Below are 9,656 nucleotides of genomic sequence, written 5' to 3'. Positions count from 1 at the left end.
ACTGATTCATTATCAGATGTATCAATTGCCGTTATAGTTATTGCATATTCAGTAGCATTTTCTAAACCAGTTACAATGTAATTATTCGTTAATAGCATTGCGCCATTATTTTTAATACCATTTACATAAACGTTGTAACCTTTTAAATCGAATTCGGGATTTTTATCCCATACAAGACGACCCGATTGATTACCAACCGTTAAAATTAAACCAGTAGGTGCTTCTGGAGCAACGTTATCCGTTTCCATATCGGTTTTTATCGTTTGTATATAACCAGTTGATGCATTACCACTAGTATCAACCGCTACGAACTTATAGACATATGTTGTATTAGGTACTAAACCAGAAATATCATATTCATTTCCACGATGATCTGTTTCAATTAGTACGCCATCACGATATATTTTCACATGTGAAAAATCACTATCAGTTGGATTAACCCAGTTAAAAATGACACCTGTTGAACTTACACCAAAAGCCATATCTGTAATATCGCCAGTTGGACTAGTATCTATTGGTTTTTCGTCTGTTGTTACTGTTACCTTTTGAGGAGTCGAAAGAGTACCATCGGTATACTTAGTAATAACTTCAATATTATAGACAGTTTCCGGATTAAGGTTAGTAAGAGAGTAAGCTTCCGCAGTCTTAGCAAGGGTTGCCACCTCAATTCCATTAGATTTAACGATTATACTTTCAATTGCAGTAGATACAGGATTCACCCATGAAAGGTCGACAGAATTAAATGTTTGTTCAAACGCTAAATTTGTTACAGGGTCATAAACGACTTTTTCAATTCCTTCAAAAAAATCAAGTTCTTGAATTCCACCGGTTTTATAATAATGATTCCAAACCTCGATTTTAGTAACATTTGTAAAATCTTCTTCATGCAAAATATTATGAACAATATCTTCTGGTTTATCAAAAACTATATTTTTACTACCAGTAGAGGAATGAACTGTAATAGTAAATCGACCATAGTAACTCATTTGAATAGCACTAATATTTTTAGGGTTAGTAAAAACAAATGTTGCTCGTCCACCTTGACTAGTAGAACCAGCACTTGAAACGTTGTTATCATTTATAAACTGTGGATTTGTAAATGAAGAATAAGTATCAACTATATTAGATTTGTCTGTATCCAATAAACCTTGGTTATAATTTATTACATTATAAGCAGCCAATGTATTTGTTATAGGTAAAACAAAAAATATAAGTATTAAAAACGGTAAAACTTTTTTCATTAGTTACCACCACTTCCACCAAAATTATTCGTTTGTTCTAGAATTAAGGTTTTATTCATTTCATTACTTTTATTAAACTGTTCCGTTTGATTCATTGATTCCGTTTGTTGTACTGGATCAATATTTCCAACGGGTTGTTTATCAAGTAAATCTTTTGTTAACTCCACATCTTTTCCAAAAGAATCTGGAATCATTTCGAGGTCTTTTCCAATTACTTCTTTTTTCAATTCTAGGTCTTTATTGAATAAATCGGATTGTAATGGATTATCTTTTATCAATTCTTTATCAGTTATTTCTTCATTGTCTTTGGCTAGTTCCTCATTTTCTTTTAATTGAACTTCTGGAGGCATTGCAGGCTCTGGTAGAAAACCTTCCCAGTCTTTAACATCGGGTGCAGTAGGTAACTTTCCAGGAGTCATTGCATCCCCTTCATCTTTGAAATAATTATTCGTATCATTAAAAGGTGTTTGTTGTTGTTGTGGTTTGTTTTGTTCCATTAAATTAGAAGTATCAGGTAGAGAAGGAACTGAATAATTAACGCTCGTTTTAAATTCATCTGCAAAATCGGTTAAAACGGTTTTAATTTCTGAAGTAGTTTGATTTAGTACCTTTAATTCACTAGTAGCCGCATCCACAGACTGTTTAACGGCATCGGTTGAAGCTTTTACCTCAGCGATACATTCACACATTTTAGACTGACACAAAGCTTCGTGAATAACGTCTTCGGGTGGTTCTTCGTATTTACTATCACAACGATCCACAGTTAAATCACCATCAGCTATATTGACAACGGTCTTTATGGCTAGCGTGCCATCGGATTTATAGACCTTTGCTTCATACCAACCAGTGCAAGAGAATTGCACACCCATCAACCATCCATTAGTACTAGCAGTAAACTGTTTAAATGTACCTTTTTCGGTTAAAGCAGCATCATGATAAAATTGAATGTCTCCACTAATTAGTGATGTACCATAAAAATCTATTTTCATGACATCATTGGATGAATCATAGTAAATTCCTTTATTTTTATTTACTAAATTGTCGGTTTCGTAAACTGATATTATTGTAGCTGCATCTACGTTGTTTGTTTGAAAGACATTAAATAGGGTTATAGACATAATAAGTAGTAATACTTTTCGGAACATATGAACCTCCCGATAATAAAAAAATAGGAGAGGGAAATATCCCTCCCCTTCTATGTGAAGATTTTACTTTTGTTGTTTTAATGTTGTTAGGCGATAAACAAAGATTTGATACGGTTAGCTATAAGGAATGCCAGTGGAATCGCTACAGCGAATGCCACAATTAGCCACATAGAACTAAACCAGTTAGTTACTGACGTTGCCACGTCTGCAAGTTCATACGATAAATTAATTACTGGAATTGATGGTGTCATTTAATGTAGTCCTCCTTATTAAGCGATAAATAGAGATTTGATACGGTTAGCAATTAGGAATGCTAGTGGAATTGCTACAGCAAATGCCACAATTAGCCACATAGAGCCAAACCAGTTTGTTACGGATGTTGCCACATCTGCGAGATCATACGTTAAATTGATTGCTGGAACTGTCATTTTTGTTACCTCCATTAGTCATAATACATTTTTAAAACTTTCAGTAAGAAAAAAGCGAAAAGAGTTCCAAATAAAACCCATAGTGCAGGTGCTATTGTCTCCCAATTAATACCGAAGAACATAAACAAATCTGTTATGTCAGGTCTGTAATTAATATCAGGGATATTTTCACTATGAAGATTCATTTAGTTCACCACGTTTCAGCCTTTTGCAAGCGATAATAGTTTTGCCAGTACAAATGCCGCAAAAGCTCCACCAATAAATAAATAGATTACAGGTAGTGCAGACGCGAAAATATTATAGGAATACTGTAAAATCTGGCTAATTTGCAACGTAAAACTAATAACTTTCACCCCACTTTTTAATAATTGAAAGGAGTGACACGAGAAAAACTATGGAGGAACAGACGCCTATAGAATAAAGTACAACATCGTTTTGCATGAAAAAGAAATACAGTGCATGACCGAATAATGAATCTACCATTTAGCGCTCACTCATATTTATCTTAGAAAGTGCATAGACGGAGATAAGCATCACGAAGGGAACGGACAGTAAACTATATTGATTAATCACATCAACAACATTCATAGTCATCTAAGCACCTCCCAAATCCATTTAAACGCAAACAACATTACGAACAACAAAAGTAAAAAACTTATCACCATTTCTCCGTACGTAAACGATTGAAATATCTGCAAAAAACCATCTGGTGTTTCAATAAAATAGGATTTAAAATACTCTCCTAAATCATCTATTATCGAAACTGATTGTTTTTCTTCTTCCATTTCAATCACTCCTTAATCATTTCGCTACTGATAAACCAACAAGATTAAGGGAAGTTTTGTTATTGTAAAGTCCCATTTCAAAATCTGGTTTAACACTTGAATTTAGAGGAATCCCATTAATATCTACTTTATTTACGTCAATAATAAATTCATGGTTTTCAAATTTTTCTGGATCGCCTAGTTTAATGAAAGTTAATAGATTTCCTTTTGGACTGTTCCACTGGCGAGCACCTAAATATACTAATTTCGTTTGTTCTTCTAATTTCAATTTTGCCACTGTTTATTTCCTCCTTTTTTATGAGAACGTTTATTCGGGAGTCCGAATTTTCGTTCCTTAATAATCATAGTAAAAGACCCCCGTGTTTGGAATAGGTATTTATAACTATTTAATGTAAATATTTATCGTTATTTGTAAAGTTTTCATGGTTACTTGTATCTATTTTTGTCTGTTTTTGTCTTATCCTCTCCTTTTCTCTTAAATATAACTTTGCTGAAATAGAAAAAAGACGGGATTTATTTACTCCGTCTTCGTCCAGTTTTTCTAATAGTTCTGGACAAACTTTTAAATTTAATTTTCTCTTAACAATTAATTTTCTTTTTCTCCCCATTAAATGCACCTTCTCTTTTTGTAAGGTTTGTAAGGTTATGTTATAATTCATTCAGTTGAGTGTTCATTCTTTGTCTAATTCATTAGATGAGGGGTGAACATTTTTATTTAGAAATGTTAATTCAATTCCAACGTCAAATCCATGTTTTTCTACGTTGTCTAATAATTTTGCTCTTAAATCATGTTTCAAAACTATTTTCCATTGCTCATAATCCAGTAAGCCTAACAGGTCTGCTTCTTCTAATTTCTCTTTTGCTAATTCTTCATCGGATTTATCTTCAACAATAAAACGCTTTTTTAATCCTTGTGACCATTGTATTTGACGTTTACCTTTAAAATAGGTCGCATATTCTTTAAATAAAGCAAGGTATTTTTTATCCTCTGTCTGTAAGTATATCCTTAAAAAGTCAAAAGGCGATAATGAACCATTTTTGGCCTTTTTAATATGTGATTTACTTAACTCCTGTTCCAGTGACCAAGTACCATGTTTAGACATATATTCCTCTGCATCTTCCGCACTCTGCAAATTCAAACCATGTTCAAAATTAGTATTCAGTCCAACTTTTAAACAAGCCTTTTCCCAGAGATCAAACATTTTAATTCGTATCGAATTTAGTACAACTTCATTGGTATGAAATAATGCAATATGTGCATGAGGGTGAAAACCGTTTTCCCCATATGTAACTTCAAAAACTCTTATCCGTCCTATAAGACCCATTTCATCACGTATATTTTGATATGCCCTACCAGACATAAATTTTTGTGTAGCTTGTCCAAATTTTTCTAAAATGTCTTTTAATCTATCACTCTTTTGATGACTGAAAGTTAAAGTAAGCATACAGATATAGCCCCCTTCTTCTTTATGTGCATTAAAAGCCGTTTGAAGCTCATTTCTTCTCTTTTCGGATATTTTAGCCGCACAGACTGGACAAGTCCAAACGCTACCACAAACTAAAAGACCACCGAAGAAAGACCTGTTTGTTTTTTTATGCCTATGTACAGATACGAAATTTCCTCCAACCATACGCAAGCACATTCCTACACGTTCATTCGGTAATGCTTTTCTTGCAACAGACTGACAAGCGTACCTTTCAGACCTCACAAGCCGCAATTTATCATCTAAAGTATTATCCAATTTAATGTCACTTCCTTCATGTGGACGGTGATTCCGTAATATATACCAAGCAGACCAAAATTTAATTCAAAAACGTATTCAAGATGTGGGGGGATTGTTTAGATACTTAATTTAAAGCACCTGTAATGCACATAGTAAGGCTTAACGACTTCTATACACTAGCGCCTGCCATTCGGCACTTGCAACCACAGTCAAGGCTACGCCTTATGATAAGGACAGTTTAAAGGTTACTGATATTTTTCTTTCCTAAACGTATAAACAATAACAAACAATAAAGCCAAATAACCAAAGATTAATAAAGTTGAAATTAATTCAAGTGTATTCATACTGGTAATAACCCCTCTTCATCGACACCAAGAGCGCCATTTGATTTATATAAAAATTGACCACTACAATAAATACAGAAAATCTTTGCATCCTCTTTAAATTGTTGGCTCACAATCTCAAACATTGTCATTCTCTCTTGTTCAGATAAATTATTTTTGAAACTACATTTCGGACAATACATTTCAACTTTGTCTACAGAGTTATCTTGTAATAAAAATCGAAACAAATCTATTTGTTCAACCATTCCAAATCCTGCTCCCAACTAAAATCAGTATTATATTTTTCGTTATTATAATTTTTATCATTTGTATCATTTAAATATTTATCTAAAAGTTTTAAAAGATATAAAAGTAAAATCACAATAAAAATTAAAGAAATATTAACCAAAAAGAAAATGAAAATACTCATTGTACATCCCTCCAAATGAATGATGAATGATTAACCAAAAATCCCAAGATCCATTTTTTCAGAAACGGCTTTTTTCATATTAGGTTCAAATTCCAACCAATATTCTAAAGCTTGTTCTATAATTCTTGCTTGACTAACAGTGACACCAACATCTGCATGTGCCTGTTTCATTGCTTGAATTAACTCAATATGAAATTCACTAAGTCGTACATTAACTTGTTTTGACAATGTGCCATACCTCCTTTTTAACAACAAATTCAGTATATCACTTTAATATACAATTGTATAGCAAATTTATCTTTTGAAAAAAAAAGACTCTACTAATATATCTAAAAGTAGAGTGTACAGGCGATTATGATTTATTTTTCTCCACGTTTGTTTTCATCGAATTAAAAATAACAGTCATATTGTTTAAATGCTCTTGCAGCTGTAATGAATTTTTTTCATCATCTGTATGTAATGGATAGTTTTCTATGAGACTTTCAATAAATTCATTGAATAAATGATTTGTCTTAATGATATTTTTTATTTGACCCTGAAACTTTTTACGTTCTAACAGATTCATTAACATCAATTCCTTTCGCCTTTTCATAAAATTGTTCAAGAAAATTAATAGAAGAATTAATATTTGATTTAGCATGTTCCAGTTGAATTTTCCGAGCATCAAAAGTTATTTTTGCAATGGATCTATAAGCTAAATCATGCTTTAAGCAACGTAACTGATTTTCGATTTTATTTACCGCATCTTCTAAATTATTTATTTGACGCAATAATTTAATTTGTATAGTGTTTTGATTCATATAAACACCCCTCTATGGACGTTCGCGCCCGGCTTACGCCGTTCGCTCTCCGTCTTTATAATAAGCTTCAGAGATTAGTTTTAATTCATTTAGAAATACTGTAAAATCTTCTTTCTTTGCTGGAACTACTATTGGAGTTACCATGCTTGAAGTATCGAAAATTTTGTCCGCTACTGCAAAAGCATCCTGTTGGTTAATGTGCATAGTCCTTAAATACTTATTTGATTGAACGTCATACATTTCATAATGAAAGTTTTTAGAATCCTTATTCACCCGAATATATATATTTGTGATACCCCTTATGCGACTATCAAGGTCAGAGAATGAGGGACTCGTCATGATTAACGTACAACGCAATTTTCGTAAATAATAACTAACTTGCGTAAAGAATTTCACATGATTTGATGAAAATGAACGAGAATCTAAATCCATATGCGCCTCGTCCAGGACAAGAATGCTACTTTTTTCTTTTGCAATTTCTTTAAAATCATCGAGTGATGTGAAAGGTCTTGCACCCTTTAAACCAAAGTTACTATAAAGAGCGCAACCAGAACGCTCTTGATAATACTTTGCAAGAATTGAAGCACCTAAAGTTTTTCCCGAACCAAGAAAGCCTTCTAATACCATGAAATTCATTTAGCGATCAATCTCCTTCATAGACATACCTTTGGCTTGCGCATCTTCTGGTTTCAATGCACCATTTGCCGGATTTGCACTAGCTTTTAAGAGGTGTGACAGCTTCGCATTGCCTTTGATTCTGTCTGCAAGTGTTAGTTTATCAAGTAGTTTAAAGAACAGTGATACAGGTGTTACAGAACGCCTAGCATTATAAACAAAGTCTGATATATCATGTAAACCCATTTCATTTAGTAATAGAAATGATTCTAATTGATTCTTCGTTAAAGGCGTTCCTGCTTCACGTAAAAAATTCATTAAATCCATTGTTTCATTTGTTGATTCTTCATTAGTTTGTAGTAAGTCAGAAATCATCATATCTTGTACTGTTTCCACGATTAACGACCTCCAAAGACAACCATAATGATTATGATTAAATATGGAATAAGTTTAAACATATCTAATGGCTTATTTCTATCAAATTCAAAAATACGATTTAAGGCAGTTGAACGTCTCAAGCTTTTTAATTTACTTGCTTCAACTCTTTCTGGAATCGTAGCATTGTATAAATAATAGATATTTCCGTTCCATTCATCCACGTATCTATCGGCATCGCTTAAATGATAAACTCCACTTTCACTTTCAATAGAATCAGCTTCGATATTTACACCAAGTTCAGCGCTAAGTGTTTTATTTTCTGGATTAAATATTAGTACACGCATATTAGATTTCGATTTTTTATTTTTCATTGTTTTCTCCTTTAAATTCAGCTTTTTATATTATTTTTTTCTTTTAATTAAAAACATTGTAGGCAAAACTAGAAATATCAAAAGGCTTAAACTGATTGATGAACCGATATAAAAAAACGTTTCAAATATAGACAAAAAGACTCACCACCATTTAATCGTATCTTTAAACTTAATAGCCATACCATTCGTGGAAACAATAATAAATGTGACAACATACACAAAACCAAGAAAAGCAGCAGTAGAGATAAACGTCATCCAAAACGGACCAAGTAGAACAAATGGACCTAAATAATTGGATATATTCAAAGGACGAGCAACAGGGACAGACAAATCAGTAATGTACATTCTAATATTTAATAGCCATCCTAAAAACGGAGCAAAAATGCTATCTATTAATGCAATCATGTTTTATCAACAGCTATTTTTTTATGCTTTAAATGAACATAAGTAAACGATAAACCACCAAGACAAAAGATTATCAATGCAATTAAAATATGTGTCATTATTTGTCCCCCCCTCGACCGAAAGGTGAAATCATAATAGATCCACCGAATAAGCCAATCATTTTCAATACAAAAAAGAACCAAAGAAAAGCCAATGCAACCAATGGAACAACTGTCATTAATCCAGTTGGTTGCAATAAATCCGTTACTACTGAAAACCCTTGATATGACATAGAAGGAAATGACACATCACCAGCCGAAGGATTGACGGTTAACCAGTTTTTTATAGTTCTAAAAACACCTGCTATTAAAGCAAAAACAAATTGGAACATAGCCACGAAAATCATAATTATTTGGACAGCAATCTCAAAAAATTTGTAAAAAAAATAGAAGATACCTTTAAAAAATTCAAGTAAATACGATAATGGTTTAGCTATAAACTCGATGAATTTAAAGAGAGCATCTATTATTTTTCCAAATCCTTCGGATAACAATCCAAGTAATTTATCTACAAATTTCATCACTGACGAACACCAACCAATAGGCGTCTAGTTAATACAAGAGCATGAGCCGCAAACATAAATGTAATGGCAAAATACAAGTAACTATCATAAGCCGTTAAAATATTTAACATGAAATTGCTCAAATCATTTATAGATACTGGATTCATTTTTTATCACCCACTTCATGCAAAGAATAATGTCTTAATACGATTACCAATATAGAACGCTAATGAGATACCAACCGCAAAGGCTAAAATTGGCCATAAGCTTGAAAACCAATTACTTGTCCCATCTGCTACCGCTTTTAAATCATAATTTGCTTTAAAAATCGGCATTGAATCTTTTGACGGTATTAATAATTGAGCCGCAGACATAACTGATTCATTATCAGATGTATCAATTGCCGTTATAGTTATTGCATATTCAGTAGCATTTTCTAAACCAGTTACAATGTAATTATTCGTTAATAG

The 9,656-nt window shown here is 32.5% G+C and carries 18 protein-coding genes and 1 pseudogene; all 19 read right to left on the bottom strand.

Going from position 1 to position 9,656, the window contains the following annotated elements; translation table 11 throughout:
- Positions 1-1,241, bottom strand: a 1,241-nt coding sequence (locus AC1TO6_RS20885; RefSeq protein ID WP_482103507.1) for a fibronectin type III domain-containing protein, incomplete at its 3' end; no start/stop codon positions are given.
- Positions 1,241-2,386, bottom strand: coding sequence for a hypothetical protein (locus AC1TO6_RS20880; RefSeq protein WP_482103506.1), 1,146 nt, complete (start codon positions 2,384-2,386; stop codon positions 1,241-1,243). The genes AC1TO6_RS20880 and AC1TO6_RS20885, both read right to left, overlap by 1 nt.
- Before the next feature lie 86 nt (positions 2,387-2,472).
- On the bottom strand, positions 2,473-2,637 hold the full coding sequence (locus tag AC1TO6_RS20875) for a hypothetical protein (protein ID WP_482103505.1): 165 nt from the start codon (positions 2,635-2,637) through the stop codon (positions 2,473-2,475).
- 18 nt (positions 2,638-2,655) lie between these two features.
- Positions 2,656-2,814 (bottom strand): hypothetical protein, encoded by a 159-nt coding sequence (locus AC1TO6_RS20870; protein WP_482103504.1) that lies wholly within the window; start codon positions 2,812-2,814, stop codon positions 2,656-2,658.
- Between the two features lie 200 nt (positions 2,815-3,014).
- Positions 3,015-3,167: a hypothetical protein gene (locus AC1TO6_RS20865; RefSeq protein ID WP_482103503.1), complete on the bottom strand. Its 153-nt coding sequence runs from the start codon at positions 3,165-3,167 to the stop codon at positions 3,015-3,017.
- A gap of 237 nt (positions 3,168-3,404) precedes the next feature.
- Positions 3,405-3,599: a hypothetical protein gene (locus AC1TO6_RS20860; protein ID WP_482103502.1), complete on the bottom strand. Its 195-nt coding sequence runs from the start codon at positions 3,597-3,599 to the stop codon at positions 3,405-3,407.
- A gap of 16 nt (positions 3,600-3,615) precedes the next feature.
- Positions 3,616-3,876 (bottom strand): hypothetical protein, encoded by a 261-nt coding sequence (locus AC1TO6_RS20855; protein WP_482103501.1) that lies wholly within the window; start codon positions 3,874-3,876, stop codon positions 3,616-3,618.
- A 109-nt stretch (positions 3,877-3,985) separates the two neighbouring features.
- Positions 3,986-4,207: a hypothetical protein gene (locus tag AC1TO6_RS20850; RefSeq protein ID WP_482103500.1), complete on the bottom strand. Its 222-nt coding sequence runs from the start codon at positions 4,205-4,207 to the stop codon at positions 3,986-3,988.
- Between the two features lie 63 nt (positions 4,208-4,270).
- A complete protein-coding gene (locus AC1TO6_RS20845) occupies positions 4,271-5,341 on the bottom strand; it encodes a protein rep (RefSeq protein ID WP_482103499.1) in 1,071 nt (356 codons plus the stop codon).
- A 322-nt stretch (positions 5,342-5,663) separates the two neighbouring features.
- Positions 5,664-5,912 carry a hypothetical protein gene (locus tag AC1TO6_RS20840; protein WP_482103498.1) on the bottom strand — a complete coding sequence of 83 codons (249 nt, stop codon included), beginning with the start codon at positions 5,910-5,912 and terminating at the stop codon, positions 5,664-5,666.
- The gene (locus AC1TO6_RS20835) at positions 5,897-6,076 is read right to left on the bottom strand and encodes a hypothetical protein (protein WP_482103497.1); all 180 of its coding nucleotides are present in this window, start codon (positions 6,074-6,076) and stop codon (positions 5,897-5,899) included. Before AC1TO6_RS20835 ends, AC1TO6_RS20840 begins: the two co-directional genes overlap by 16 nt.
- A 30-nt stretch (positions 6,077-6,106) precedes the next feature.
- Positions 6,107-6,304, bottom strand: a complete 198-nt coding sequence (locus AC1TO6_RS20830; protein ID WP_482103496.1) for a hypothetical protein — start codon at positions 6,302-6,304, stop codon at positions 6,107-6,109.
- 317 nt (positions 6,305-6,621) lie between these two features.
- Positions 6,622-6,876 (bottom strand): hypothetical protein, encoded by a 255-nt coding sequence (locus tag AC1TO6_RS20825; RefSeq protein ID WP_482103495.1) that lies wholly within the window; start codon positions 6,874-6,876, stop codon positions 6,622-6,624.
- Positions 6,877-6,909: 33 nt separating this feature from the next.
- Positions 6,910-7,512, bottom strand: a complete 603-nt coding sequence (locus AC1TO6_RS20820; RefSeq protein ID WP_482103494.1) for an ATP-binding protein — start codon at positions 7,510-7,512, stop codon at positions 6,910-6,912.
- A complete protein-coding gene (locus AC1TO6_RS20815) occupies positions 7,513-7,887 on the bottom strand; it encodes a hypothetical protein (RefSeq protein WP_482103493.1) in 375 nt (124 codons plus the stop codon).
- A gap of 2 nt (positions 7,888-7,889) precedes the next feature.
- The gene (locus tag AC1TO6_RS20810; RefSeq protein WP_482103492.1) at positions 7,890-8,240 is read right to left on the bottom strand and encodes a hypothetical protein; all 351 of its coding nucleotides are present in this window, start codon (positions 8,238-8,240) and stop codon (positions 7,890-7,892) included.
- 141 nt (positions 8,241-8,381) lie between these two features.
- The gene (locus AC1TO6_RS20805; RefSeq protein WP_482103491.1) at positions 8,382-8,645 is read right to left on the bottom strand and encodes a hypothetical protein; all 264 of its coding nucleotides are present in this window, start codon (positions 8,643-8,645) and stop codon (positions 8,382-8,384) included.
- 97 nt (positions 8,646-8,742) lie between these two features.
- Positions 8,743-9,204 carry a hypothetical protein gene (locus AC1TO6_RS20800; protein WP_482103490.1) on the bottom strand — a complete coding sequence of 154 codons (462 nt, stop codon included), beginning with the start codon at positions 9,202-9,204 and terminating at the stop codon, positions 8,743-8,745.
- Positions 9,205-9,368: 164 nt separating this feature from the next.
- Positions 9,369-9,656, bottom strand: a pseudogene (locus AC1TO6_RS20795) (fibronectin type III domain-containing protein); the annotation flags it as partial.

It is taken from the genome of Sporosarcina sp. Y352, assembly GCF_056786535.1.
Note: the sequence above shows the minus strand (reverse complement) of the source record. Positions and strands in the feature narration are given on the sequence as shown.

Excerpts from the sequence above, each read along its gene's own strand:
- AC1TO6_RS20820 (WP_482103494.1), bottom strand. The coding sequence starts at position 7,512 with ATGAATTTCATGGTATTAGAAGGCTTTCTTGGTTCGGGAAAAACTTTA.
- AC1TO6_RS20800 (WP_482103490.1), bottom strand. The coding sequence starts at position 9,204 with ATGAAATTTGTAGATAAATTACTTGGATTGTTATCCGAAGGATTTGGA.
- AC1TO6_RS20850 (WP_482103500.1), bottom strand. The coding sequence starts at position 4,207 with ATGGGGAGAAAAAGAAAATTAATTGTTAAGAGAAAATTAAATTTAAAA.
- AC1TO6_RS20870 (WP_482103504.1), bottom strand. The coding sequence starts at position 2,814 with ATGACAGTTCCAGCAATCAATTTAACGTATGATCTCGCAGATGTGGCA.
- AC1TO6_RS20825 (WP_482103495.1), bottom strand. The coding sequence starts at position 6,876 with ATGAATCAAAACACTATACAAATTAAATTATTGCGTCAAATAAATAAT.
- AC1TO6_RS20880 (WP_482103506.1), bottom strand. The coding sequence starts at position 2,386 with ATGTTCCGAAAAGTATTACTACTTATTATGTCTATAACCCTATTTAAT.
- AC1TO6_RS20840 (WP_482103498.1), bottom strand. The coding sequence starts at position 5,912 with ATGGTTGAACAAATAGATTTGTTTCGATTTTTATTACAAGATAACTCT.
- AC1TO6_RS20860 (WP_482103502.1), bottom strand. The coding sequence starts at position 3,599 with ATGGAAGAAGAAAAACAATCAGTTTCGATAATAGATGATTTAGGAGAG.
- AC1TO6_RS20835 (WP_482103497.1), bottom strand. The coding sequence starts at position 6,076 with ATGAGTATTTTCATTTTCTTTTTGGTTAATATTTCTTTAATTTTTATT.
- AC1TO6_RS20875 (WP_482103505.1), bottom strand. The coding sequence starts at position 2,637 with ATGACACCATCAATTCCAGTAATTAATTTATCGTATGAACTTGCAGAC.
- AC1TO6_RS20810 (WP_482103492.1), bottom strand. The coding sequence starts at position 8,240 with ATGAAAAATAAAAAATCGAAATCTAATATGCGTGTACTAATATTTAAT.
- AC1TO6_RS20805 (WP_482103491.1), bottom strand. The coding sequence starts at position 8,645 with ATGATTGCATTAATAGATAGCATTTTTGCTCCGTTTTTAGGATGGCTA.